General features: G+C 61.7%; 26 protein-coding genes. 17 read left to right on the forward strand and 9 right to left on the reverse strand.

Annotation, left to right across the window (positions count from 1 at the left end; genetic code table 11):
* Positions 1-110: 110 nt before the first annotated feature.
* From GWC77_RS09755 to ppk2, 3 genes are all read left to right on the forward strand, one after another.
* Positions 111-482 (forward strand): hypothetical protein, encoded by a 372-nt coding sequence (locus GWC77_RS09755; RefSeq protein ID WP_173256712.1) that lies wholly within the window; start codon positions 111-113, stop codon positions 480-482.
* Positions 483-1,043: 561 nt separating this feature from the next.
* Positions 1,044-2,018 carry a LysR family transcriptional regulator gene (locus GWC77_RS09760; protein WP_173256713.1) on the forward strand — a complete coding sequence of 325 codons (975 nt, stop codon included), beginning with the start codon at positions 1,044-1,046 and terminating at the stop codon, positions 2,016-2,018.
* 128 nt (positions 2,019-2,146) lie between these two features.
* Positions 2,147-3,073, forward strand: coding sequence for a polyphosphate kinase 2 (gene ppk2, locus GWC77_RS09765; RefSeq protein WP_173256714.1), 927 nt, complete (start codon positions 2,147-2,149; stop codon positions 3,071-3,073).
* Positions 3,074-3,151: 78 nt separating this feature from the next.
* Here ppk2 and GWC77_RS09770 read toward each other — a convergent pair whose 3' ends face one another.
* From GWC77_RS09770 to GWC77_RS09780, 3 genes are all read right to left on the reverse strand, one after another.
* The gene (locus GWC77_RS09770) at positions 3,152-3,532 is read right to left on the reverse strand and encodes a VOC family protein (RefSeq protein ID WP_173256715.1); all 381 of its coding nucleotides are present in this window, start codon (positions 3,530-3,532) and stop codon (positions 3,152-3,154) included.
* A gap of 14 nt (positions 3,533-3,546) precedes the next feature.
* Entirely contained in the window at positions 3,547-4,938 is a 1,392-nt protein-coding gene (locus tag GWC77_RS09775; protein WP_173256716.1) for an FAD-containing oxidoreductase, read from the reverse strand.
* A gap of 91 nt (positions 4,939-5,029) precedes the next feature.
* Positions 5,030-5,932 (reverse strand): LysR family transcriptional regulator, encoded by a 903-nt coding sequence (locus tag GWC77_RS09780; protein ID WP_173256717.1) that lies wholly within the window; start codon positions 5,930-5,932, stop codon positions 5,030-5,032.
* Positions 5,933-6,052: 120 nt separating this feature from the next.
* On the opposite strand from GWC77_RS09780, the gene GWC77_RS09785 reads away from it, so the two are divergent.
* The 6 genes from GWC77_RS09785 (at position 6,053) to GWC77_RS09810 (ending at position 11,618) form a co-directional block, all read left to right on the forward strand.
* Positions 6,053-7,045, forward strand: coding sequence for a 2Fe-2S iron-sulfur cluster-binding protein (locus GWC77_RS09785; RefSeq protein WP_173256718.1), 993 nt, complete (start codon positions 6,053-6,055; stop codon positions 7,043-7,045).
* Between the two features lie 92 nt (positions 7,046-7,137).
* Positions 7,138-8,379 carry an aromatic ring-hydroxylating dioxygenase subunit alpha gene (locus GWC77_RS09790; protein ID WP_254366892.1) on the forward strand — a complete coding sequence of 414 codons (1,242 nt, stop codon included), beginning with the start codon at positions 7,138-7,140 and terminating at the stop codon, positions 8,377-8,379.
* 1 nt (position 8,380) lies between these two features.
* The gene (locus GWC77_RS09795) at positions 8,381-8,854 is read left to right on the forward strand and encodes an aromatic-ring-hydroxylating dioxygenase subunit beta (protein WP_173256720.1); all 474 of its coding nucleotides are present in this window, start codon (positions 8,381-8,383) and stop codon (positions 8,852-8,854) included.
* Between the two features lie 8 nt (positions 8,855-8,862).
* Entirely contained in the window at positions 8,863-9,174 is a 312-nt protein-coding gene (locus GWC77_RS09800) for a non-heme iron oxygenase ferredoxin subunit (RefSeq protein ID WP_173256721.1), read from the forward strand.
* A gap of 97 nt (positions 9,175-9,271) precedes the next feature.
* Positions 9,272-10,606: an aromatic acid/H+ symport family MFS transporter gene (locus tag GWC77_RS09805; RefSeq protein ID WP_173256722.1), complete on the forward strand. Its 1,335-nt coding sequence runs from the start codon at positions 9,272-9,274 to the stop codon at positions 10,604-10,606.
* Positions 10,607-10,685: 79 nt separating this feature from the next.
* Positions 10,686-11,618, forward strand: coding sequence for an endo alpha-1,4 polygalactosaminidase (locus GWC77_RS09810; protein ID WP_367949030.1), 933 nt, complete (start codon positions 10,686-10,688; stop codon positions 11,616-11,618).
* Positions 11,619-11,642: 24 nt separating this feature from the next.
* Here GWC77_RS09810 and GWC77_RS09815 read toward each other — a convergent pair whose 3' ends face one another.
* Both GWC77_RS09815 and GWC77_RS09820 read right to left on the reverse strand, forming a co-directional pair.
* Positions 11,643-12,023, reverse strand: a complete 381-nt coding sequence (locus tag GWC77_RS09815; RefSeq protein ID WP_173256723.1) for a DUF4148 domain-containing protein — start codon at positions 12,021-12,023, stop codon at positions 11,643-11,645.
* 102 nt (positions 12,024-12,125) lie between these two features.
* The gene (locus tag GWC77_RS09820) at positions 12,126-12,275 is read right to left on the reverse strand and encodes a hypothetical protein (protein ID WP_173256724.1); all 150 of its coding nucleotides are present in this window, start codon (positions 12,273-12,275) and stop codon (positions 12,126-12,128) included.
* Between the two features lie 392 nt (positions 12,276-12,667).
* Here GWC77_RS09820 and mprF point away from each other — a divergent pair, with 392 nt between their 5' ends.
* The 6 genes from mprF to GWC77_RS09850 all read left to right on the forward strand — a co-directional run bounded on the left by mprF (position 12,668) and on the right by GWC77_RS09850 (position 19,646).
* On the forward strand, positions 12,668-15,262 hold the full coding sequence (gene mprF, locus GWC77_RS09825) for a bifunctional lysylphosphatidylglycerol flippase/synthetase MprF (protein ID WP_173256725.1): 2,595 nt from the start codon (positions 12,668-12,670) through the stop codon (positions 15,260-15,262).
* On the forward strand, positions 15,259-16,692 hold the full coding sequence (locus GWC77_RS09830) for a virulence factor family protein (RefSeq protein WP_173256726.1): 1,434 nt from the start codon (positions 15,259-15,261) through the stop codon (positions 16,690-16,692). Before mprF ends, GWC77_RS09830 begins: the two co-directional genes overlap by 4 nt.
* A 213-nt stretch (positions 16,693-16,905) precedes the next feature.
* Positions 16,906-17,295, forward strand: coding sequence for a hypothetical protein (locus tag GWC77_RS09835; RefSeq protein WP_173256727.1), 390 nt, complete (start codon positions 16,906-16,908; stop codon positions 17,293-17,295).
* 73 nt (positions 17,296-17,368) lie between these two features.
* Positions 17,369-18,517 carry a transporter substrate-binding domain-containing protein gene (locus GWC77_RS09840; RefSeq protein WP_173256728.1) on the forward strand — a complete coding sequence of 383 codons (1,149 nt, stop codon included), beginning with the start codon at positions 17,369-17,371 and terminating at the stop codon, positions 18,515-18,517.
* The gene (locus GWC77_RS09845; RefSeq protein WP_173256729.1) at positions 18,514-19,134 is read left to right on the forward strand and encodes an ANTAR domain-containing response regulator; all 621 of its coding nucleotides are present in this window, start codon (positions 18,514-18,516) and stop codon (positions 19,132-19,134) included. The genes GWC77_RS09840 and GWC77_RS09845 overlap by 4 nt, the downstream gene beginning before the upstream one ends.
* 38 nt (positions 19,135-19,172) lie before the next feature.
* A complete protein-coding gene (locus tag GWC77_RS09850) occupies positions 19,173-19,646 on the forward strand; it encodes a CreA family protein (RefSeq protein WP_173256810.1) in 474 nt (157 codons plus the stop codon).
* A gap of 46 nt (positions 19,647-19,692) precedes the next feature.
* On the opposite strand, the gene GWC77_RS09855 is transcribed toward GWC77_RS09850, so the two are convergent.
* Positions 19,693-19,860, reverse strand: a complete 168-nt coding sequence (locus GWC77_RS09855; protein WP_173256730.1) for a hypothetical protein — start codon at positions 19,858-19,860, stop codon at positions 19,693-19,695.
* Between the two features lie 399 nt (positions 19,861-20,259).
* Between GWC77_RS09855 and GWC77_RS09860 the strand changes: the two genes are divergently transcribed.
* Entirely contained in the window at positions 20,260-21,801 is a 1,542-nt protein-coding gene (locus GWC77_RS09860; RefSeq protein WP_173256731.1) for a methyl-accepting chemotaxis protein, read from the forward strand.
* A 5-nt stretch (positions 21,802-21,806) separates the two neighbouring features.
* On the opposite strand, the gene GWC77_RS29570 is transcribed toward GWC77_RS09860, so the two are convergent.
* Both GWC77_RS29570 and GWC77_RS09865 read right to left on the reverse strand, forming a co-directional pair.
* Entirely contained in the window at positions 21,807-22,064 is a 258-nt protein-coding gene (locus tag GWC77_RS29570; RefSeq protein ID WP_254366893.1) for a hypothetical protein, read from the reverse strand.
* Between the two features lie 22 nt (positions 22,065-22,086).
* A complete protein-coding gene (locus GWC77_RS09865) occupies positions 22,087-22,959 on the reverse strand; it encodes a DMT family transporter (RefSeq protein ID WP_367949031.1) in 873 nt (290 codons plus the stop codon).
* Between the two features lie 235 nt (positions 22,960-23,194).
* Between GWC77_RS09865 and GWC77_RS09870 the strand changes: the two genes are divergently transcribed.
* A complete protein-coding gene (locus GWC77_RS09870) occupies positions 23,195-24,751 on the forward strand; it encodes a methyl-accepting chemotaxis protein (RefSeq protein WP_173256732.1) in 1,557 nt (518 codons plus the stop codon).
* 25 nt (positions 24,752-24,776) lie between these two features.
* Here GWC77_RS09870 and lhpI read toward each other — a convergent pair whose 3' ends face one another.
* Positions 24,777-25,697, reverse strand: a complete 921-nt coding sequence (lhpI, locus tag GWC77_RS09875) for a bifunctional Delta(1)-pyrroline-2-carboxylate/Delta(1)-piperideine-2-carboxylate reductase (RefSeq protein ID WP_173256733.1) — start codon at positions 25,695-25,697, stop codon at positions 24,777-24,779.
* Positions 25,698-25,767 lie beyond the last annotated feature (70 nt).

Raw genomic sequence — 25,767 nt, forward strand, 5'->3', positions numbered from 1 at the left:
GCCACACCGATTCCAATTCTTCTCTTGCGAAGGCCGTCATCGCTTGCCCCTCCTGAGCGAACTCAATGGCGGCATTGTGCGATTGCCTTTACGCGAACTCTATAACGCCCATGGCTTACCGCTTACGTTCAGACGTAATCCCTGACGATCTTGAGCGATGCTTCCATCCAGCCGGCTCCGGCGAGGCTGACAAGCTCAAAAAAGGGCTGGAGGCCATCATCGACCTCTCCGAAAACGACCGTATCGAACTGATCGACGAGCAAACCCTGGCATCGGCGATGCAGTCGTTCAAGTCCGATCTGGACGCAGCGAAGCTTCAATATTTTGGGCCGGCATTCGAGAGCATTTTTCCTCACCAAGGAACCAGTACGCCGGAACAGTTCATGGAACTGCTCAAGAATGGTTCGCGTGCCCCTGCAGTCGGCGCTCCGATAAGCGAAGTTGCGACGCTACCGGCGGAGCCTTCGGACTCAGTCGGCTAGTGGGGATCCACCGGTGATCTGAGCTTTTGGAGCGGCATGGCAGAAGTGGCGAGAGTAGAATCATCGTCGGCTGCAGCCGTCAGGAAAGTAGCCCTGCGATCGACCCCTGAGGAAATCTTGAACCAAGTGCACCAGCCCATGCTTCCGGAAATGGCCGAGTTGCCGGAGCCCTTGCTCGTCGATTTCTTCGTCCGACGTCATCGGTGTGATCAGCGCGGGCACGATTCCTTTGAGTGCCACTGATATCTCTCCTGCTCGATGGTGCGCCCGATCGCGGGTGCAGTGTTTTGATCGGTTCGGTCAATCCGAGGCGGCGCGTGGGAGGAGTGTTGCGCTAGCGCGCGCTGAAGAGCCGTCACCGATGATCGATGTAAGCATGTTTGACGACTGAATCGGTCGTTCAAACTCTATGTAAACCCAAATTGTGATCGAATCGATCAGATTATATGCGTCTCCTCGGAGTATCGGTGCGGTTTCCGGCGAAGCGTTACGAAGCCGGAGACTTGTGCCGTGCCCACCCGGTGACCTATTCTCGACTGTTGGCTATTGGGAGGGGCGAGCATGGATCGGCTACAGGCGATGGAAGTCTTTACCCGCGTGGTGGAGGCGAACAGCTTCACGCGGGCGGCGGAAACGCTGCGCATACCGCGCGCGACCGTCACGACCGTCATTCAGAATCTCGAGGCCCTGCTGGGCGTGCGTTTGATGAATCGCACGACACGGCGGCTGGCGCTCACGTCGGATGGTGCGGCGTACTACGAGCACTGCATCAAGATTCTTGCGGAGATCGCGGAGACCGACGCGAGCTTTCAGGTGGGCAATCGCAAACCGGGCGGCATGCTGCGCGTCTATATGCCGGGCGCGCTTGGGCGGCGGCTCGTGATTCCGGCGTTGCCGCTCTTTCACCAGCGCTATCCGGACATCACGCTCGATCTCGGGTTGTCGGACCGTGCCGTCGATCCGGTCGAGGAGGGCGTCGATTGCATGATTCGAATCGGGCCGCTCGAGGATTCTTCGATGGTGGCGCGTCGCATCGGGATGTTGCGGCGGGTCACATGCGCATCGGCAGGTTATCTCGACCGCTACGGCGCGCCGCAAAGCATCGACGATCTCGTTTCTCATCGTGCCGTCAACTACCGCGCAAGCCATGACGGACGCGCCGTGCCGTGGGTGTTTCTGATCGACGGCAAGCCGGTGGAAGTGAAGATGAATGGCGTTGTCACGGTCAACGATTCGGATGCCTATGTCACTTGCGGCTTGGAAGGATTCGGCCTGATTCAGCCGACGCTTTTCATGGTGTTGCCGCATCTGATCGACGGCTCGTTGAAAGAAGTCTTGCCCGATTGCAATCCGAAGCCAAAGCCTATTTCGATCGTTTATCCGCATAACCGGCATTTGTCCGCGAAGGTGCGCGTATTTGCGGAGTGGATCGCCGAGCTCTTCGAATCGACGCCCGCGTTGGAAGGCGGGGAGCCTTGGCGTTCGGCGGTGAACAATCGGACGGCCAAGCAGGACAGGGGGCAACTGGTGGCGTGACGGGCATGAATGGACCCGGAACCGAAGCGAAGCGCCCCAGGTAATATGGTCGTCATGATCCGCCCCGAAAATCGGGGCGGGTTGGACCGTCCGTATTCGCCGCCGCGCATTGCATTGGGAGAACCGCCATGAAGGAAGAGGATCCGAGATCCGACACGTTCGCGCTCGACGAGCGGCAGCGCCGTCTCCACGAGGACCTCATCGACGCCTACGACGAAGAAGTCGAAATGGAAGTGGATGACCGGCTTCTCGACGGTGCAGGCGTGCTTTCGCCCGAAGCACGCGAGGCGCGCAAGCATTATTTTCGCGAGCTCTTCCGATTGCAGGGCGAACTGGTCAAGCTGCAGGACTGGATCGTGGCAACGGGCCATCGCCTCGTCGTCATCTTCGAAGGACGCGATGCGGCCGGCAAGGGCGGCGCGATCAAACGCATTACGCAGCGGCTCAACCCGCGCGTGTGCCGTGTCGCTGCCTTGCCTGCGCCGAGCGACCGCGAGCGCACGCAATGGTATTTTCAGCGTTACGTGGCGCATCTTCCGGCCGGCGGCGAAATGGTGCTGTTCGATCGGAGCTGGTACAACCGCGCGGGAGTCGAGCGCGTCATGGGATTTTGCAGCGATGACGAGTGCGAAGAGTTTTATCGCTCCGTGCCCGAATTCGAAAAGATGCTCGTCAGAAGCGGTATCCAGATCCTCAAATACTGGTTCTCGATTACCGACGAAGAGCAGGAAATCCGCTTCCAGGCTCGCATCAAAGACCCGCTCAAGCAATGGAAGCTGAGCCCGATGGACCTCGAGAGCCGGCGCCGCTGGGAAGCCTATACGCAGGCGAAAGAAGTGATGCTGCAGCGCTCGCATATTCCGGAGGCGCGATGGTGGGTCGTCCAAGCCGTCGACAAAAAGCGCGCACGCCTGAACTGCATCCATCATCTACTGAGCCAGGTGCCGTACCAGGAAGTCGAGCACCCGGCCATTACGCTGCCGGAGCGTGTCTACAATGAGGACTACATTCGAAATCCCGTCCCGGCTGAAATGATCGTGCCCGAGATCTATTGAACGACGCAGCGCGGCATGAGGCACTGCGTCGAGCGACGAACGGCAAACGGCAAACGGCAAACGGCAAACGGCGCCTCCTCAAAGTCCGCCGTACGGTCGCGTGATGATCTCGAGTAAGTGGCCGTTCGGATCTTCGAAATACGCGCCGCGGCCGCCATCGTTCGTGTTGAGCTCGCCCTCGCGTCGCTGGGCAGGATCGGCCCAGTACCGCAGCTTGCGGGCTCGTATGCGTCCCATGATGTCGTCGAATTCGGTCTCGCTGACGAGGAATGCATAATGCTGCGAGGCGGGCCGTTCGTCGGATGCCAGAAAGTCCATCGTTACGCCGTTGCTCAGCTGCACGGCGAGAAACGGGCCGAACGCAGTAGGGGCGGGAAGCCCTAGAATCTCCGTCAAAAACGCAGCGGACGCATCCCTGTCCTGCGCATGGACGATCGTGTGATTGAGCGCCACGCTCATCGTCACTACCTCCTTCAAGCATCGCTATCGGTCAAAGGCTTCAACTCGCCAAGCACCGTTGGCAGCAGCTCCGATACCGTCGGATGAATATGCATCGCATGCTGCATGACGGTGTAGGGCGCTTTGGCATACATCGTATCGAGCACGCAATGAATGGCCTCGTCGCCACCGACCCCGAGAATCGCCGCCCCGAGGATTTCTTTCGTATCGGCATCGACGACGATTTTCATGAAACCTTGGGTTTCTCCCTTTTCGACAGCACGCCCCACGCGCTCCATCGGCCGCATGCCGATGAGCGCCTTGCGTCCCGCGCGGCGGATTTCCTCGAGCGTCATGCCGGCGCGGCCGAGCGGCGGATCGATGAACAGGCCATAGGCCGTAATCCGGTCGCGCACGCTACGGTTATCGCCATTGAGCAGATTGTCGGCGACGATCTCGTAGTCGTTGTACGACGTATGCGTAAAAGCCCCGCGGCCATTGCAGTCGCCGAGCGCCCAGACGTGCGGAACAGTCGTCTGAAGCCGGTCGTCGACTGTGATGTAGCCGCGTTCGTCCACGGCGATACCGGCCCGATCGAGGCCGAGGTCGTCGGTATTCGGTTTGCGTCCGACCGCAACGAGCAAATGCGAGCCGAGGATCTCGCGTTTGCCGCCCTTGCAGTCGAGCTTGACTGCAATATGCGCGCCGCGCTTTTCCACTGCCATACACTCGGCCTGCAGTTCCACCCCGATGCCTTCTTTCGCCAAAATATCGCGCACCGCTGAAGAGACATCCTCGTCTTCGCGGCCGATCAGGCGCGGGCCTTTTTCAACGACCGTGACGTGACTGCCGAAGCGCCGATACATTTGAGCGAATTCGAGGCCGATATAGCTGCCGCCGATAATGATCAGGTGTTCGGGCAGAAAGTCGACGTCCATCATCGTGGAATTGGTCAAAAAGTCGACTTGGTCGAGCCCCGGCATAGGGGGAATGAAGGGACGAGTGCCCACGTTGACGAAAATGCGTTCGGCACTGAGCACGCCGTCGCCGACGCGCACGCTATTGGCCGATTCGAAGCGGGCGTGCCCTTCGAGCACGGTGCAACCCTCGAGCCCTTTCAACCATTTCTCGACATTGGTCCTCGATTTGCCCGATATCTCGTCTTTGCGGGCCTTGACGCGACGCATATCGACGTCGATCGCCCCGCCGATTTCGACACCGAAATCGGCGGCACGACGCGCCAGATGCGCGGCGTAGGCGCTGGCAACCAATGCCTTGGTCGGGATACAGCCCGTGTTCACGCACGTGCCACCGAAAAGATTGCGCTCGGCGATCGCAACGCGCATTCCCGCCGACGAAAGCCGCGCCGCCAGTGCGGGCCCGGATTGCCCTGTGCCGATGATGACGGCGTCGAATCGATCGGTCATGCTGGCCTCCGCATATCGCATGGACGAAACATCGTCCCATCATAGGCGAAGCATCGGCGCTTTGCCGGTTTGCGCGCAGGCGTCGCCGGACTCAAAACGAAAACACGTCGGACACGATTTGCCTCAGCCATTGATTGGCGGGTTCGCGATGGTTTTTTGCGTGCCAGAGTACGTTGATCACGATATCGGGAATTTTCACCGGACACGGTGCCGATTCAAGACCGAACGGCGCGAGCGTCCTGTCCGCGTACGCCTGCGGCACCACCGCGATGAGATCGGTGTTTTGCAGGATGTGCCCGACCGCGACGAAGTGCGGAACGCGCAAGCGGACGTCGCGCACGATGCCCGCGCGCTGAATGACCTCGTCCACCATCCCGTGCCCCGTGCCTTGCGCGACGACAGCGACGTGATGCGCCGCACGGAACGCTTTCAGCGTCATACCGTCTTCCGCCAACGGGTGCCGTTTGCGATACAGGCAGACGTAACGCTGACGGAACAGTCGTCTTTGAAAGAACCCGGTCTTCAGGCCCGGGACGAATCCGATCGCCAGATCGATCTGCCCGCTTTCCATCAGCTCGTGCAAATCGGGCCGACTCGTCGGCGTTGTGGAGATCGTCACGCCCGGCGCGGTCAACGCCAGCCGCTTCATCAGTTCCGGCAGGAAGTAGATCTCCCCGATGTCGGTCATGGCGATCGAGAAATCGCGGCGGCTCGTACCGGGATCGAACGTCACCTTTTCGTTGAGCGAGGTATAGATCGCGCCGAGCGCGTATCCCACCGGTTCGGCCAACCGTTCCGCGAACGGTGTCGGCGCCATGCCCTTGGCGGTGCGCAGGAAAAGCTCGTCACCCAAAAGGCGCCTGAGCCGATTCAACGCATTGCTGACCGCCGGCTGCGACACGTCGAGACTCTCGGCGACGGCGGACACGCGCCGCAGCCGCAATAGCTCGTTGAATACGACGAGCAGGTTCAGATCGATGTCCCGCAACTCCATGCCATTTCCCCGCGTTATCACTGAAATTGATACAGGATATTCACCTGTTTCTATTTATCAATACTATCGGTGCGCGCACTATCTCGCCACACCCAACGATATTTGGAGACGAGCACTGCCATGGAAGTCGCCGTTTTGCCGCTGCAGCGCACGATCGCCGCCGAGCCCGGAGCCAATCTGTTGGACACGCTGCGCGAGCACGGCATCCCCGTTTCGTACAGCTGCATGGCTGGCCGGTGCGGCACTTGTCGATGCAAGGTGGTCGGCGGAAAAGTGATCGAGGCGGGCCCCGAGCAGGCGCGCGCACCGATGGGAGCCGGCGAATCCGTGCTTGCCTGTCAGGCGACGCTCATCGAAAGCTGCGCGATCGAAATCCCCGAGCCGGACGAGATCGTCGTGCATCCCGCGCGTATCGTCAAATCGACAGTCGTGGGCCTCGACCGCGTCACGCACGATATCGTGCGTCTGCGGCTGGCGCTGGCGAAGCCGCTTCAATTCTCGCCAGGGCAATACGCGACACTTCAGTTCGCGCCGGATCTGAGTCGGCCCTATTCGATGGCCTGTACCGATTCGGCGAACGAACTCGAATTCCATATCCGCGTCGTGCCCGACGGCCGCGTGACGTCCTATGTCGCATCGACGCTGAAACTCGGCGATACGGTCCGTGTCAGCGGCCCGATGGGGACCGCCTATCTGCGTCGCAAGCACGAGGGGCCGATGATTTGCATCGCGGGCGGAACCGGGCTCGCCCCCGTGCTCTCGATCGTCCGAGGCGCGATCGCAGCCGGAATGACGAACCCCATTCATTTGTATTTTGGCGTGCGCTCGTCGGCCGATGTCTATGGCACCGAGTGGCTCGACGCATTGAAAGCCGAATATCCGCCGCTGCGCAGCCATATCGTCGTCGCCTCCGCGTCCGAACCCGTGGCGAAGAGCGGGCGAGCCGGCGTCGTCACGCATGCGATCGATGAGGACTGGAAAGAGATGAATGGCTGGCGCGCCTACGTAGCCGGCTCGCCGCTGATGGTCGACGCAGCCACGCTCATGCTCGCACGTAAAGGCATCGCACGCGAACACATCTTCGCCGATGCCTTTTACCCCAGCGGCGTTTGATCGATGAAACCTGCCGACGCGGCGGCGCCGGCCGGCAACGAGGAAATGTGAGTATCCGCGGAAAAAGACAGGAGACGACGATGGCGGACAGCATGAAGCGATCCCAGCCAGCCTGGGGTTCGGAAGGATCGAGTCGCATTCCCTTTTGGGCTTATACCGATGCCGACATTTACCGGCGGGAACTCGACCGGTTCTTCTATTCGGGCCATTGGTGCTACATCGGCCTCGAAGCGGAAATCCCGAACGCGGGCGATTTCAAACGGACTGCCATCGGCGAGCGCTCGGTCATCGCGACGCGAACGGCGGACGGCGAAGTGCATGTCGTCGAAAACGTATGCGCCCATCGGGGCGCGCAGTTCTGCCGCGAAAAGTTCGGCAACCGCAAGGACCTCACGTGCCCGTATCACCAGTGGAACTACGACCTCAAGGGCAACTTGGTGGGCGTACCGTTTCGCCGGGGCGTCAAACAGGACGGCAAGGTCAACGGCGGTATGCCGGCCGATTTCGATCCGAAGGAGCACGGGCTCACGAAGCTGAAGGTCGCTTGCCGCAACGGTGTGATCTTCGCATCGTTCGATCACGACGTGCAGCCGCTCGAGGACTATCTCGGTCCGACCATTTCGCGATATTTCGATCGGCTCTTCGATGGCCGCAAGCTGACTGTGCTCGGCTACAACCGTCAGCGTATCCCCGGAAACTGGAAATTGATGCAGGAAAACATCAAGGACCCGTACCACCCTGGCCTGCTGCACACCTGGTTCGTCACATTCGGCCTTTGGCGGGCCGACAACAAGTCCGAACTGCGGATGGACGAGCACTTCCGGCACGCCGCGATGATTTCGACGCGCGGCGCCGGTGGCAAAGGGGACGTCACGAGCGGTGTCACCAGCTTCAAGGAGCAGATGGCGCTCAACGACGACCGGTTTCTCGATGTCGTCCATGAACCATGGTGGGGCGGGCCCACCGCCGTCTTGATGACGATTTTTCCGAGCGTGATCATCCAGCAGCAGGTCAACTCGGTCTCGACGCGCCATATCCAACCCGTCGGGCCGGATGCGTTCGATTTCGTCTGGACGCACTTCGGATTCGAAGACGATTCCCCGGACATGACGCAGCGCCGTTTGCGGCAGGCGAATCTGTTCGGTCCCGCTGGCTTCGTTTCCGCTGACGACGGCGAGGTCATCGAATTTTCGCAGGAGGCATTTTCGAAGAAGCGAAACCACCGGACGCTCGCGGAGCTCGGCGGGCGCGGCGTCGAAGAGGCCGATCACATGGTGACCGAGACATTGATTCGCGGGATGTATGACTATTGGCGCCGCGTGATGGAGGTTTGAAATGCTGGACTTCGAAACTTTTCAAGCGGTCCTCGCGCTTTATGCCGACTATGCGGCGGTGCTCGATAGCGGCAACTGGGACAAATGGCCCGGGTTCTTCACCGAAGACTGTAGCTACAAGCTTCAACCGCGCGAGAACCACGAACGCAATCTGCCGCTGGCGACGCTTTCGTTCGAAAGCCGGGGCATGTTGAAGGATCGCGTCTATGGGATTTCCGAAACGATCTTCCACGATCCGTATTACCAACGTCATATCGTGAGCATTCCGCGCATCGTTCGCTCGGATGCGCAACGAATCGAGACCGAAGCGAATTACGTCGTGTTTCGTACGAAGCCCGATGGCATGACGACGCCGTTCAACGCGGGCAGATACCTGGACGTCATTCGCCGCACGGTCGATGGACTGAAGTTCGAATCGAAGCTTTGCGTCTTCGACAGCGAAATGATTCCGAATTCAATCATTTATCCCATTTGAGGCGAACCATGGCGGCACAATGGACGAAAGTCATTTCCATCGCAGAGCTTCCAGCCGACGACGTATCGGTGGTCACGCTCGAGAAACGGGAGCTCGCGCTCTATCGTATTGGCAGCGCGGTCTACGCTACGGACAACCTTTGCACCCACGGCAATGCCCGCTTGTGCGACGGGTTTCTCGACGGACATGAGATCGAATGCCCGCTTCATCAAGGCAAGTTCGATGTTCGCACCGGACGCGCGATGTGTGAGCCGCTCACCGAGGATATCGCAACTTATCCCGTCGAACTGCGCGGCGACGACGTGTACGTCGAAGTATGAGCGCCTCGTAAAACGATTCGATCGGCGCGCAGCGACATCGCGCCTGCCCAGACTCAGACTCATAAAACACCAGACGACATCTGGAGGAGACATAGCTATGCAATCGCACCCTGCGAGTGTGGACGTGCGCGCATGGATGGACGCGCAACGTTTTTCGCCATTCCAATGGTGGGTTCTTATTTTGTCGTTTTGCGTCGTGGCCGTGGATGGCCTCGATACCGCATGTGTCGGCTTCATCGCGCCGGCATTGAGACAGGCGTGGCATATTGGGCCTTCGGTGCTCGGCATGCTGTTCGGTGCCGGCCTTGCAGGCTTGATGATAGGGGCGTTCGTGTTCGGACCGGTCGCCGACAAGATCGGGCGTAAGAGAACGTTGATTGCGTGCGTCGCGTTCTTCGGTCTCGCAAGCCTCGGATGCGCCCGCGCTCCGACGATCGAATCGCTGATCGCGCTGCGCTTCGTCACCGGCCTGGGGCTTGGCGGAGCGATGCCGAATGCCATTGCGTTGACGTCGGAGTACTGTCCGCAAGGCCGGAAATCCTTCCTGACCACAGTGATGTTCTGCGGTTTCACATTGGGTTCCGGCTTGGGCGGCGTGTTGTCGGCGCATCTCGTGCCCGAGTATGGGTGGCGCTCCGTGCTCATTGCCGGAGGCATCCTTCCGCTCGCGCTCGTGCCGGTTCTGATCGTGTCGTTACCGGAGTCGGTTCGCTATCTCGTCGCCGTAGGGGAAAAGTCCAAGCGCGTCGCGAGTTTGCTTGCGCGCATCGCCAAGCATCAATTCACCGAAAAGACGACATTCGTCCTAGCCGAAACGAAGGCGGAAGGATCGCCGGTGCGCCAATTATTTGCCAACGGGTTTCGCGCGGGAACGCTGCTGCTGTGGGGCATCTTCTTCATGAGCTTGTTGATCGTCTATCTGATGACGAACTGGCTTCCCACGATCGCACATAACGCCGGCATGAGCTTGACCGACGCTTCGCGTTTGATGATGCTCTATCAGGTCGGTGGGACCATTGGCGCGGTGGCGATCGGCAAGACGATGGATCGGATCAAGCCACCCGTCGTACTCGGTGCGGCTTATGGCGCAGGCGCGCTGCTGATTGCGGCGCTGGGCCAGGCGCAGGGCGTGCCGTTGATGCTTGCGGTAACGGGAGTCGGTTTTTGCATCAGCGGTTCGCAGATCGGCGCGAATGCTTACGCGGCTCAATACTATCCGACCGAAAGCCGTGTGACGGGCATCAGTTGGGCGTTGGGTGTCGGGCGTCTGGGATCGATCGTCGGATCGCTATCGGGCGGCTTGTTGCTCGCCATGAACATTTCGCAATCCTCATTGTTCATGCTTGCAGCCGTCCCCGCGCTGCTGGCTTCGCTAGCGGCATTTCGTTGCTACCCCCGGGAGCCTGACGGCATCGCGACAATAACGACATGACAACCGTCTGAGTTATCATCGGGCCTGCTTCGGACTTGAGTCCCGATCTTCTGCGCGGTTCGAGGCGCATGACAGTTCAGTGTCGACAGTAACTCAGGGGGAAGTCATGCGCCTTGCGGAGCTTTGCATCGGCGCCGTTGCCGCGATGGGGCTCGCAGCCTGCGGCGGAGGCGGGTCGTCATCGGCCGCGGACGCGTCGTCGGCCGCTGCCGGTTCCATCGTGGCATCTTCCGCGGCGAGCACTTCGTCGGTAGGCGCTTCGGCTACGACGGCATCGGCCGCGACGCACTGGATGCCGGTACAAACCGACACGTGGCAGTGGCAGCTGACCGGCGCAATCGATACCAGTTATCAAGTCGGCGTCTACGACATCGATCTTTTCGATGCGCCGCAATCGGTCATCGACAGTTTGAAGGCCCAGGGCCGTAGGGTGGTTTGCTATTTTTCGGCGGGTAGCGCGGAAAACTGGCGGCCCGACTACTCGCGATTCCTGCCGTCCGATCTCGGCAACAGCGTGCAAGGGTGGTCCCGCGAACGCTGGGTGGATACGCGATCGACGAACGTGCGCAACATCATGTCGGCACGGCTCGATATGGCCGTCAGCAAAGGATGTGATGGCGTCGAGCCCGACAACGTGGACGGGTACACGAATAACCCCGGATTTCCGCTCGACAGCTCGACGCAGGCCGACTTCAACCTATTCATCGCAAACGCCGCGCATGCGCGGCACTTGGCTGTCGCGCTGAAAAACGACATCGACCAATTAGGCGAGTTGGGTACGAGTTTCGACTTCGCGGTCAGCGAGCAATGCCATGCTTTCAACGAGTGCAGCGCTTATGGCGCATTCCTGGCCTCGGGCAAGGCCGTTTTCAATGCGGAATACGCGTCCCAATACGTGCAAAACACCGGCGGCGCGCGCGACCAGCTCTGTCAGACCGCGAAAACCGAGCACATACGCACGCTAGTGTTACCGCAGGCCCTCAACGACAGTTTCCGCTTCAGCTGCGATTGAGGGCCGCTGCGGCGGCGCGGACGCTCAGTGATGTCCGAACATCGACCGTTTGCTCATATCGGGTGTCATGGCGGGCATGGTATGTCCAGTTTCGGCAGTGCCCGTCGCCGTTCCGCCGACGCCGGTCGCCGCTCCGCCGACGCCGGTCGCCGCTCCGCCGACGCCGGTCGCCGATGCATCGTTCGTGCCGTTGTGCTTTGCGGCGACGCGCGCTTCGGCGGCCTGAATCTCGGCCGGATAGGTTCCTCGATTGCCATGCGCCGGGTTGTAGCCAGCGTGCTCGAGCTCGATCAGCTGAGCCCGTACCTGGTCGCGCGTCAGCGGGCCATTGGATGTTTGAGCGGATGACAGGGCCGGTACGACGAGTGCGATGGCAATGGCGGTGGTTCTGACGATGGCTTTCATGGTGCGACCTCCCGATCTGTTTGCCAGTCGCGAGCAAAATCGTTCGCGCTCGGCAATATCAGCGTAGGGCGCCAATCTTAAGGTTGGCTTAGCGGCAGTCCGTCACTCGCCGCCGGTCCGTTTGCCGGGCGATTCCCGCGGCGGCCGCGCGCCGCGTTTTCCGAGCAGGCTCAGCAGATGGCCACCGTAAAAAAGCAGTGCGACGATGGCAAACAGTAGACAAACACCCACGAGGAGCTTGATCACAATCATATCGGTCGATGCGCGAGGTTATTGTCCGCGTAATGATATGCCTGGTTGCGACTCCTTTCCCGAAACGCATGCGTGCGCCGCTGCGCGCGGGTCACGGCGCCATGACCGCGGTTCGAAGGTGCGTCCGACAATGCGAACGAATCGCCTAAAGCTTTGCCGGCCTGCTGTCGATATCGAGGAAAGGCCTTTTGCGGTAATGGCGAACGTGCGGTCGGGGTTTCCTCGGGGTGCTATCGAAGTCAACCGGATGCATCCTTCCAACGTTTGTTAGGTCACAATTTGCTACATCGATCGGTAAAAGGGGCTTGATCGCTCTTCTCGACGGTCGGCGACGGGCGTCAATGCTGTCGCGGGCCGGGAGCGGCTGGTCGTGTTACCGGTGTCCAGGAAATATGCAGCGACATGAGGGGGAGTACTGCCGAAAAGCGCTGACAGCGCTTCGCAGTACGTATCGAAGCATCGATTACAAGCGCTTGGTGTCGCCCGCGCTCGCGCTGGGTATCTGCGTACTGCTGCTGGTGGCCATTCAGCACATGTCGCAAGGCATCAACTATCACTCCGTCAGCCGGCAGTTGTTCGCCATTGCTCCGGACAGATGGCTGATCGCACTCGGTGCGACGGCGCTGAGCTTCGTCGCGCTCGTCGCGCGCGACGCTATCGGGCTGCGCCACGTAGCGGCCAAGGTCCCGCGCCCATTGCTCTGGGTGGGGGCAGCGACCGGCTCGGCGCTCGGCAATGCCGCAGGCTTCGGCGCCTTGACGGGCGGCGCGGTGCGTTGTCGCGTTTACGGTGCGGTGGGCGTGACGCCTGCCCAGGTCGGCCGCCTCACGGTGTTCACTGGCGTCTCGCTGGCCCTTGCGCTGTTGCTGTCGAGCGCGCTGGGCGCGCTCTGGGACACGGCGCCGCTCGCGGCCATGATGCATGTGGGCCGCGCGAGCCTCTCGGTCGGCAGCGCGCTCGTGCTAGCACTGTTGGCGGTCATCGTCGCTTGCTGCGGCACTGCAACGCGACAACTGCGTACGCGCTGGCGGGCTATCGCATTCGACGTTCCCTCGCGAGCCGATCTGATCTGGGAAATCGCGCTTGGCGTAGTGGATGTGGTCGGCGCCGGTGCGGCGCTCTGGGTCTTTCTCCCGCAAACGGATGTAAGCTTCGTCAGCTTCCTGACCGTCTATTCGGCGGCGCTGCTGCTCGGCATGGTGGGCCATACGCCGGGCGGCGTCGGCATATTCGAGTCCGTCATGGTCTTTGCGCTGGGCGGGGACTTGAGCGCACCATCGCTGGTGGCGGCTCTCCTCGCTTACCGCGTGGTTTATTTCGGGCTGCCGCTTCTGCTGTCGGCCGGCGTGCTGGCCGGCTTCGAAGGGCGTGCGCTGCGCCAGCGCCTGCCGCTACGGCGTGTCGCGGGTCTGGCGCAACTCGCGCCGCTTTTTCTGTGCCTCATTACGTTTCTCGCGGGCTCGATGCTGATCGTTTCGGGCGCGACGCCGGCTTTCGGACGCCGGCTCGCGATTCTTAGGCATCTCGTCCCGCTTTGGGCGCTCGAGAGTTCGCAACTGGTCAGCGCCGTGCTCGGCGTGCTGCTGCTGTTCGTCGCTCGCGGGTTGCTGCGCCGATTGGATGCGGCTTGGTGGCTCACGCTGACCCTCGTGGCCGTCAGTCTCGTCCTTTCCGTCATCAAGGGGCTGGCATTCGTCGAAGCCGGCATCCTCGCTTCGCTGGTCGTATTGCTGCTTTGTACGCGTCGCCGGTTCAGCCGGCGCTCGTCGCTTTTCGCGGAGCGTTTCACGCTTGGATGGGTCATGTCCGTGGCGATCGTCATCATGTGCGCCGCCTGGGTCATGTTCTTCGCGTACCGCAACGTTCCCTACAGCAACGATCTCTGGTGGCAGTTCGCGTTCGACGAGCGCGCCTCGCGCTCGCTGCGCGCCATGTTGGCGGCCGGATTGTCCGCGGCGGCTTTCGCGCTCTGGCAGTTGCTGCGTCCCGCCAAGGGGCGTTTCGTCCATCCGAGCTCTGAAGACCTGACCGATGCGGTTCAGATCATTCGCGCGCAAGAGCGCAGCGACGCCGGACTCGCGATGATGGGGGACAAGAGTTTTCTTTTCTCGGATTCGCGGCAGGCATTCCTGATGTTTGCCAAGCACGGTCGCACGTGGGCGGCCCTGCACGATCCGGTAGGCCCCCGGTGCGAATGGGCCGAATTGATCAACAAATTCGTGGCCCTCGCGCATGCGCATGGCGGCCGCGCGGCGTTCTATCAGGTCCGCGCGGATTCGTTGCCGCTCTATCTGGATTCGGGCCTCACGCTGATGAAGCTCGGCGAAGAGGCGCGCGTCGGCCTCGATGCGTTCGATCTGAACGGGCCGAAGCGGGCGGCGTTGCGTTACTCGCTGCGCCGCGCGCAACGTGACGGCTGCACGACGGAAGTCATCGATGCGCCGGATATGCCCGCTTACTTTGAAATACTGCGGGATATTTCCGATCGCTGGCTCGACAGCCGGGCCGGCCGCGAGAAGAGTTTCTCGGTGGCCGCATTCAGCGAGGCCTACCTTGCCGCGCAATCGGTGATGCTGGTCCGTCAAAACGGCGTGCCGGTTGCATTCACGACTTTCATGACGACCGATCTGAATGTCGAAGCGACGGTGGGCGTGATGCGGCATCTGCCGGAAGCTTCGCCGTATGTCATGGACTATTTGTTCATCGAGCTCGCGATGCATTTGAAAAGCGCGGGATATCGGTTCCTCAGCCTCGGCATGGCGCCGTTTTCCGGCGTGCAGCCGATGCCGCTCAGTTCGCCGCTTCATCGGCTCGGATCGATGGTCTGGAAATTCGGCGGGCGTTTTTACAATTTCCAGGGATTGCGCGCATTCAAAGGCAAATTCCAGCCGGGCTGGGAGCCGCGCTATCTCGCGGTCTCCGGCTGGATGGGCGCGCTTCTGACCCTGGTCGATCTTTCAATTTTGGCGGGCGGTCGCCGTTCATGACAATTCGTTTGGCAGTACGAAAATTCAGCGCGCTCGCCATGGCGGCGGGCATGTCGATTTACGGCGCGGCGCATGCCGAGCCTGCGCGTATTTCGGGCGGTCGCTACGGCGACATTACGGTAGCGTGGCCTACGGGCGAGTTGCGCGGATTCGTCGTGCTCTTCTCGGCCGGCAAGGGTTGGAAGCCCGCCGATCAGCAAGCCGCCGAGGCATTGGCGCATGAGGGGGCGCTGACCGTAGGCGTCGATACCGAGCGCTACACGGCTCGTCTCGCGGCGGACCCGAATGCTTGCCAGCAATTGGTTGGAGACGCGGAGGCGGTAAGCCATCAGCTGGAGCGGCAACTGAAGTCGAGCCGCTATTTCGCACCGATCGTCGCGGGGATCGGCGCGGGCGGCACGCTTGCGCTGCACGTGCTCGCCCAGGCGCCGGCGAATACGGTGGCGGGCGCCATGTCGATCGATCCGAACGGCACCTTGGACAAGCGGATCAAGCTCTGCCCTCCCGATCCGACGATCAGCCGCGGCAGCGTATTGCCCGGTTTCGTGGAAACGGGCGTGACGAGCCCGGGCGGCATTGCCCCGATGCGCCAGGCCGAACGTTCGGCCGTCAAGGAAGGCGCCGATTCGCCCAGTTTTCGGAATCGGAAGGACGACAAGAGTCTGAGCGCACCGGTCTTGACGCAGCCGCCGCATCTGTTTGCCGCGACCGTGACGCGCAGCGAGCAATTCGTCACGCTGGTCCGCCCGCATCTGCTTGCCGATACGGTCGGCGAACAGGACGTTTCGGATTTGCCGCTGATCGAATTGCCGTCGGCTCATCCGCGCGGGATGCTCGCGATCGTCATGTCGGGTGACGGCGGCTGGCGGGATCTCGACAAGAGCATTGCCGAGGAATTCGCCAAGGATGGCGTCTCAGCGGTTGGCTGGGACAGCTTGCGTTATTTCTGGAGCGAGAGAACGCCGGAGCAGGTGAGCCGCGACCTCGCCCGCGTGATTCGTTTTTACTCGGCGCGGTGGCATATCAAATCCGTTGCGTTGATCGGCTACTCGTTCGGTGCCGACGTGATGCCGTTCGCCTACAATCGGCTGCCGGCCCCGGTGCGCGAGAAGGTTGCGCTCGTCTCGCTGCTGGGCTTTGCGCCGACGGCCGATTTCCAGGTCCGGGTAACCGGTTGGCTTGGCCTGCCGCCGAGCGACAAGGCGTTTCAGGTGCGCCCGGAGGTCGATCGGCTCCCGGCAGGACTCGTCCAGTGTTTTTACGGCGAGACCGAGGAAGACAGCCTCTGCCCAGCGCTTGCCGGCACGCGTGAGGTCATTCGCACGCAAGGAGGCCACCACTTCGGCGGCAGTTACGGCGGGATGGAGGATCAGATTCTCGCCGCCTGGGAAAAGCGCATGCCGGTGCAGGTCACGGGCGCCAAGCCCTGAGCCCGATGGGCGCGCGCAACGCGCGCCGTTTCGCCGCCGACGGATGTCGTCCTGCTCGAACGAGACGCTCAAATAGCTTATATTGAGCGGGCTTGTTCGCAGGGAGTCGTCAGTCGGCCGCGACGTTCGTTTTCGTCTTATCGCGTGCTTCCTTTGCTTATCCATTCGACGCCGCGGTTTTCCGTACCGCCGGCCCCACCAGGAGATCGCCTCATGGACGCACAGCAGCTCATTTCCGAATTTCTTTCCTCCGAACATGGGAGCCAGGCGGCTCAAGCACTGGCGTCGCAAGGCATTGGCGCCGACGATGCTCAGCAGATGCTGAGCCAGGCGGCCGAGACGGCGCATGCTCACGTCGAAGAACAGGGCGGGGGCTTGCTCGGCGAAAGCCCGGGCAAGAGCTTTTTCGCCGCGTTTGCCGCAGGTATCGTGCGCGGCGACGGTGTTTTCAAATCGCTGATGGAAGGCGGCGAAGGCGTGCTCACTGGACGCGTCGCCGAATCGATCGCGAACCGGATGGGCGTCGATCCATCCGTCGCATCGACGGTCGCTGCCGCCGCGACGCCCTATCTCGTCGCCTTCCTGAAGGAACGACTGGGCTGAGGCTCGCAATCGCGATGCCAGTGTGGGCCGCGCCGCGCGGCCGGAGCGCGGCGCGCGCAACGAGGGGACTCAAATGACGCGGGACGACGAAGCGGCTTGGCGCATAGGCATTCTCTATTCGCGTAGCGGCGTCACGGGCGCGACCGAGTCGGAACATTTCTTCGGCACGGTGCTCGCGATCGAAGAGATCAATGCCAGCGCAGGCGTGGCAGGGCGTCTGCTCGATCCGGTCGCATACGATCCCAAATGCGATGCCGACGAGTATCGCCGGCTCGCCACGCGCATGTTGCAAGAAGACGACGTGACCGTCATCTTCGGCTGCTCGACGTCGTCGAGCCGCAAGGCCGTGCTACCCGTGATCGAACGCAACAATGCGCTGCTCTGGTACTGCTCGATCTACGAGGGGTTCGAGTATTCCCCCAATGTGATTTATACCGGCGCCGTGCCCAACCAGAACAGCATGCAGTTGGCCGCTTGGTTGTTGCGCAACCGGGGCCGCCGGTTTTTCCTGGTCGGAGCGGACTACATCTATCCGCGCGAATCGAACCGGATCATGCGCGATATCGTCGAGGAGCACGGCGGCGAAATCGTGGATGAAGTCTATTTGCCCAGCGACGCGGAACCGGCGGCGCTCGAAACGGTGGTTGCCGAAATTGCTCGCATGCGGCCCGACGTCGTCTTTTCAACGCTGATCGGACGCGGCGCACGCGCGTTTTACAAGCTTTATCGCGACCGCGGGCTCGATCCCGCCGACATCCCCATTGCCAGCCTCACGATGACCGAAGGCGAGACACGCATGATCGGCCCCGAGTTGTGCGGCGGACATATCGTCTCCGCCACGTATGTCAATTCGTTGGACAATCCGGGCAATCGGCGCTTTCTGCAAGCGTGGCGGGCTCGGTTTGGCGACCATCCGGCCAGCATGTGGTCGGAGATGGCGTACAACCAGGTGCACCTGTTTGCGCTTGCATTGGCGCGCACGCAAAGTCTCGACACGTCGAAACTCGTCGATGCGGTGCATGAAGTCGAGTTCGAGTCTCCCGAAGGTCTGCTCCGGATCGATGCGGGCAACAATCATGCGATGCTGACGCCACGTATTGCCGTGTGCAAGCCGGACGGGACTTTCGACGTGGTGTGGGAGGGGCGCCAGCCGGTCAAGCCCGACCCCTATCTGACCACGTACGGATTCGCCGAATTCTGGCTGGACGGAGATGCAGCATGAGCGCCACCGCACGGCGTCTGTTCGACGATCTGCGCTCGTTGCGGGTTGCTGTCATCCATCCGCCCGGGGACGATCGAAGCATCCTCGAGGAGCAGCTGCGCCGGATCGGCTGTCCGGTGCGCATCGTATGGCCGTTCCCGCCCCAGCTGCCTGCGGACGCGGACGTCATCCTGTTTTTGGTCGGACCGGAGCTTCGCAGTGCAGGCAACTGGTGCGCGGCCGATACGGCGGCGACGCTGATTGCGTTGTCCGACTACGAAAATCCGACGGCATTGAAAATGCTCGTCGATACCCAGGCGCACGGCGTGATTGCCAAGCCGTACCGTTCGACGGGCATTCTGAGCACGCTCGTGCTCGCGCGCGCATCGTCAGGCTTTCAGCAGCGTTTGCAGAGCAAGATCGGCAAGCTCGAGGAGGCGATCAAGTCTCGGCGCCATGTGGAAAAGGCCATTCGTACGCTGATGGACGCACATCGCCTCAGCGAAAGCGAAGCGTATGAGCATATTCGCTCGCGCGCGACGGAATTGCGCGTGACCATCGGCGAGGTCGCGACGATGGTGATCGATGCGCACGAAGCGATGGAAAAGCTCGGGCTGGGTAAGCCGGCGAAACGGTGATGGACACTCGAAGCAAGCTATCCGTGATGAATATTCAGATGCACCGGCACATTGCCGCCGCTTTGTGGCTCACCACTGCGTTAGGGACTTCGCACGCGCTCGCGGAAGAAATCGGTAGTGTCAATACGAACTTCCGATTGGCGAAATCGGACCGCGTGGTGGTCGAGGCTTACGACGATTTGGCCGTGCCCGGCGTGACCTGCTACGTCTCGCGTGCAAGAACGGGCGGCCTGAAAGGGGCGTTCGGCGTAGCCGAGGACCCGACCGAAGCATCGATCGCGTGCCGGCAAGTCGGCCCGATCCGCTTTCAAGGCACGGTGCGCCAACAAGAAGATGTCTTTAGCGAGCGGATGTCGCTGATTTTCAAAACTTTACACGTCGTGCGAATCGTCGACGCCAAACGCAATGCGCTCGTCTATCTGACCTATAGCGACCGCGTCGTGTCGGGGAGCGCAAAAAACAGCGTGAGTGCGGTGCCGCTTCCCCCGGGAACACAGATTCCGCTCAAGTAGAGGTTCCGGTCCGTCGATCGCGTCTGCGTACTCGCGTACCCACGCATCAACGAACCCGGAAGACGCCGCCGATACCGACGCTGACGGGTGGCGGGGCATAGTACGCCGGCGCATAGGTGTAATAGCCCGGCGCCGGTCCATAGGCATAGGGCGGGGCGACCACGCAGCCGCCGAGACCGATTGCGAGCGCAAGTGTAAGAAGAAGCTTTGGCATCGTATTGTTCTCGTAGAGTGTCAAAGAGTGGCCACAGGGAATTCGCGCTGCAATGATGATTTGGAGCGGTTCCCAATTGAGGCGACGACCGGAGTCTAATGCGCAACAACCTCGGAATGGGTTTCGCGCAGCCTTACACGTGTTACCGGTTGTGACGGCTGGGGGTTGCGCACTTTGTCGTTGCGCGGTGCGTTGGCTCGGCGCGTACTGCCATACCATTAGTAGAACTAAATAGTAATTATGAGGATTAGCCTATCGTTCAAAAAAGTAGGTTTTCCGGGTTTATTCCAATCAAGTCTCTGCCGAATCTGCCGATAGTGCATAAAGGCGCCATGCCCCGGTATTCGTAACACGAATGCTTCGAATATGCTTCGGCGTTGCTCCAAAAACAGGGACGAAATGAACTCGAAACTCACGATCAAGGGACGCATTGCATTAGCGATGGGTTCGCTCGGCGTATTGCTGATTGCGGTAAGTATCTTGGGGCTGATCGGCATGAGTCGCGCAACCGACGCGACATATGCGGTCTTTTCGGACAACCTTCCTAGCGCGGTCGCGACGGGCAACGCCGCGGCATTCGTTTTGCGCGAGCGCGTCGTGCTGGATCGCGCCGCGTTGACGCCGGATGCGCCCGACGTGCAAGCCACGTTCGATCGTGCCAGACGGTATCGCGATGTTTCGAATCAATGGTGGAACCGATATCTCGCGCTCCCTCGCGATGCCGAAGAGGACCTGCTTGCCAGCAAGGTGACGGCGACCCGTCAGCAGATGTATGAGGCGATCGATCGTGTCATCGACGCGATCAAGGGAAAGGACGCGACCGAGATCCGCGCGAAGACGTCTGCTCTGACCGCGCCTTATGTGGCGCTGGGCGCGGCGACCGATGCCTTGACGGATCTCCAGGAGCGCAAGGCGAAAGCGCGCTATGACGGCGCCAGCAGCCAGTACCGGCTGTTTCGTGCGCTCGCGATCGCTATGTTGCTGATCGGTGCCAGCGCTGCGGTCTTTGCTTGGGTGTCTTTACGCCGCGCGATCGGCCGGCCGCTCGACGTGGCGCGCACGCACCTGAGCGCCATAGCCGAGGGCGATCTGAGCCGTGCGGTACCCGTCACGAGCCGCGACGAGATGGGCCAGATTCTCGAAGGGCTCGCGCGCATGCGCGACGCGTTGCGCGACACCGTGCGCTCGGTTCGAGACGGCAGCGAATCGATCGCACAGGCCACGCAGCAGATCGCCGCCGGAAATCTGGATCTGTCCGCGCGCACCGAGGAGCAGGCCGCGTCGCTGCAGCAGACCGCGGCCGGCATGGAGGAGTTGACGGGCACGGTCCGTCAGAACGCCGACAATGCGGGGCATGGCAGCAAGGTGGCCGAGGACGCCACGACGGTCGCCCATCGCGGCAGCGAAGTGTTCACGCGCGTGGTTGGGACGATGGGCGAGATCAGCGACAGTTCGTCGAAGATCGCCGACATCATCGGCATCATCGAAGGCATCGCTTTTCAGACGAACATTCTGGCGCTCAATGCCGCCGTCGAAGCCGCGCGTGCAGGTGAACAGGGGCGCGGTTTCGCCGTGGTGGCCGGTGAAGTCCGCGCGTTGGCGCAGCGATCGTCGGGCGCCGCCAAGGAGATCAAGCAATTGATCGACACATCCGTATCGCGTGTGCAAGCCGGTGCGTCATACGTCAACGAGGCGAGTACCGCCATGCACGAGATCATGGGCTCCGTCGCACAAGTCCGGGAAATCATGACCGGGATTGCATCGGCATCGTCCGAGCAGCGGGTCGGTATCGACCAGATCGCGCTGGCCGTGACGCAGATGGATACCGTCACTCAGCAAAATGCCGCGCTCGTGGAGCAGGCCGCCGCGGCCGCACAGTCGCTCGACTTGCAGGCAGTGAAGCTCAAACAAGCCGTGGCGATTTTCAAGCTGGACGCGTAGCGTTTTCAGCCCACATCGTCATCCGCTGCTTTGCGCTCGCGCCGCGCTTCGTTGCCGCGGCGCGCCCGCAGACGCTGGCGCGAGAGCACATGGATGACTTCCCCGGTGCTGGCGCCGGGGGGTATTTCGTTCCGGATCACATTGGGCAGCATCGGGCGCCCCGCGCGATGTCGGCGCAGCGCGCGCGCAATGGCTTTACGGCAGTCTTCCCCGTGGCAATCCCATTCGTCCCGGATTCTTCCGCAGTATTGACACTTTTCCATAGCGAACAGTCTAGCGGCAATCTCATGAGATGTCCGTGCGCGTGGCCAGATAGACGCCCAGCGCCGCAAGCGCCATGCCGAACCACGCGCGCAACGCGATGGGCTCGTGCAGCGCCACGAGCGCGATAGCGGCGGTCGCGGGTGGCACGAGAAAGAACAGCGCCGAGACGCGCGAAGCTTCGCCGTAGCGCACCATCGCCAGCAGCAGATAGATGGCGACGAGCGAATTGCAGATGACGAGATAAGTCAGCGAGCCGAGCAATTCGATTGTCCACTGCACGTGCATCGGCTCGAGGAAAAACGCGAGCGGTGCGCTGACGGCCAGGCCGACCGCGTATTGCACGAGGCTCGCGGAAACCGGATGCGTCGTCGTGCCGAAACGTTTTTCCCATAACGTGCTGCCGGTGATCGTCAGCAACGCGAGCACCGCGAAGATCAGCGCCCATGTCGACGAGATATGGATGGACGATTGAGCGGTAATGACGATGACGGCACCTGCCACCCCCAGCGCCAGTCCGAGCCATCGTTTTCGCCCAACATGCTCGCCTGCCATCGCGGGTGCGAGCAAACCGATGAGGATCGGCTGCTGCGACGTGATCAGCGCGACGGCGCCGGCGGACATGCCGTATTTGAGGCTCAGATAGGTGAAGGCAAAGTAGCCGGCCTGCAACAGCAGACCTGTCATCGCGAGATGAAGCCAGGTTATCGGCCGCGAGGGAAACCCGGGCTTGAGCAACAGCGCGAGCGCAACGAGAATGCCGACGACGATGGCGTAGCGCAGTGCCAGGAACGTCAGCGGATCAGCGTAGCGCAGCCCGAGCTTGAGGAACACGAATCCGCTGGACCAGAGCAGCAAAAAAAGCGACGGTGCAGCTTTGAGCCAGCGCGGCCGCACGGCGGTGACGGGTTCGGTGGTATGCGTCGGTGGTATGCGACATCGCGTGTCTGTCTTTCGATTCGAAAGGAGCGGTCCGTTTTACCACATCGCACGAATTTGCGAGTCGAGGCGCGCGTGCTTACCATCGGGTGCAGTCGCGTTTTCCCGCTCTCAAGAAACGATTCACGCTGCCGTAAAAAGCGTCGATAGGAGGTGAAATCCTTTCGCCGGCCAGATAGCAATAGAGGAAAAAGTGAATCGTCTCAGCCTGAACGCCAAATTGTGGCTAGCGTTGGTCGTAACGTGGCTCGGCCTGTTGTTCCTGGGCGGCTGGGCCGCCATGCAAACGCGCGACATCATGCTTACGGAACGTAAGGCGGCTATTCGCAATGTAGTCGAGGCTGCCGGTGGCATCGTCGCCGAATATGCGAAGTTGGCCGACAACCATACGCTCACCGAGGAGCAGGCCAAACACGAGGCGATGGCGCGTTTGTCCGAGATGCGTTATCCGGGCTTCGGATACCTGATGATTGCGAATGCGAAACCCGTCGTGCTCATGCACCCGACGCTCGCCGATTTGCGCAACAAGGATGTCAGCAACTATGCCGATTCGAACGGCAAACTGCTGTTCGTCGAGATGGTGAAGGTGGCGCAGGCGAACGGGCAGGGCTTCGTTCCCTATATGGCGCGTCTGCCGGGCAAGACCGACCGCGTGCCGAAAATCAGTTACGTCAAGCGCTTTGCCCCGTGGGATTGGTATTTGATGTCCGGGCTTTATATCGACGACATCGATACTGCGTTTCATGCCGATCTGCTTCGCTATTTCATCGCAGTGCTGATTATCGGCGCGCTCGGCTCCGGCGCACTGATCACGATCATTCGCAACGTCAAACGCAGCCTAGGGGGTGAGCCGGCCTATGCGGCCTCGGTTGCGCAGGTCATTGCCGAAGGCGATCTTTCGCATCGTGTCGTCGTCGATTCGGGAGACGGCAACAGCATGCTGCTCGCGATGCAGCGTATGCAACAGCATCTCGCGCAGGCGATCCGACGCATTCGCGGCAGCACGAAGACGATCGAGGATGCCGTGCAGCAGATTGCCTCCGGCAACCTCGATCTTTCGTCGCGCACGGAACAACAGGCGGCGTCACTCGGCGAAACAGCCGCGAGCATGGAAGAACTGACCGCGACGGTCAAACAAAATGCCGACAACGCGCGGCAGGCGAACCAGATGGCGACGGACACCTCGCGCATCGCAAACGAAGGCGGCGAGGCGGTTCAGCAGGTGGTCGCGACGATGCAGAACATCGCCAACAGCTCGACGCGCGTGGTGGACATCATCGCCGTCATCGAGAGCATCGCGTTCCAGACGAACATCCTTGCGCTGAACGCGGCTGTCGAAGCAGCGCGAGCGGGCGAGCAAGGCCGGGGCTTTGCAGTGGTCGCCTCGGAGGTGCGTAATCTGGCGCGGCGCAGCGCCGATGCGGCGAAGGAAATCAAAGCGCTCATCGAGGATTCGGTGAGCCGCGTGGAGGACGGCAAGTCGCTCGTCGCGGTGGCCGGCACGAAAATGGAGTCGCTCGTGCAGTCGGTCAGGCACGTGAGCGAGATCATTCGCGAGATTTCCTCGGCGTCCGAGGAGCAAAGCCGCGGTATCGAGCAGGTCAATATCGCTATCGCACAGATGGATCAGACTACGCAGCAAAATGCGGCGATGGTCGAAGAGGCGGCTGCGGCGGCCCAGTCGATGCAGGAGCAGGCGCGCACGCTCGCCGACGTCGTCGACGTTTTCCGGTTGCCCGCGGAGGTTTGAACGTCCCCGAGCGGCCGCGCCGACATCAATCGGACCGCCCCCCGATAGCGGCGCGCGCGACACGGCACGCGGCGAGATCCCAGGCACCGCTACCCACGGTCTTCAGCAACACCGGGGTGTTGGCGGGCGCACGCGCGGAGATTGCCGCGCCGATCGGCTGCACCGAGGACCAATCGATACCCGCTTGCAGCAGATCGCCGGCCTCTTCGCGCGCGGCCGCGAAATCGTCCACGAAGACGCGGCTCGCGCGAACGGTGTCGGGACCGATCTCCGCGGCATCGGGCGTGAATGCGCCCACGGCCACGATCAGGCGGTCTGCTCGCGCAGGCTCGTTGTAAACAGGCGTTTTGCTCGTCGTCGCGGTCACGACGACGTCGACGTCATCGGCGATCGTTCCATTCGCCGGCAACACACGGATGCCTTCGCGGCCCGTCTCGTCGCAAAAGCGCTGTTCCGATGCGAGCGCCTTGCCCGCGACGAAGATTGTCGCGCTCGGATACAACCGCGCAATGGCCGCGGCATGATGGCGTGCCTGTTGTCCCGTCCCGATGATGAGGAATCCGCGCGGAGCGCGCGGATAGAGATACTTCACGCCGAGCATCGACAGCGCGGCGGTTCGGCGTCCCGTAACCGTCGGCCCGTCGAGGATGAACTCCGGCGCACCGGTCACCCCGTCGCAAACGGTGACGGTTCCGAAGATGGTCGGCATGTTGCGCGCGGCGTTGCCAGGGCACACGCTGACGAGTTTATGGATGGCCACGTCGCTGGCGGCGGCGGGCATCGAAAGCAGCACGCCGTTGTCCGCCAACGGCACCGCGGTGCGTACCGGCGAGCGAATCGCGCCCGCTTCGAGCTCATGCGCCGCTTGGCTCAGCGCTTCGATGAGCGAAGCGAAATCGAGGAGTTGGGCCGTGGCCGCGGCATCGAAGGTGGGAAGCGTCGACATGATGGGATCGGCAGATCGGATGTTCAAGGGCGGATGAGATGGGATGCGAGTGCGTCCCGCCGATGCTATC

The organism is Paraburkholderia sp. NMBU_R16 (assembly GCF_013282575.1).
Classification (GTDB): Bacteria; Pseudomonadota; Gammaproteobacteria; order Burkholderiales; family Burkholderiaceae; genus Trinickia.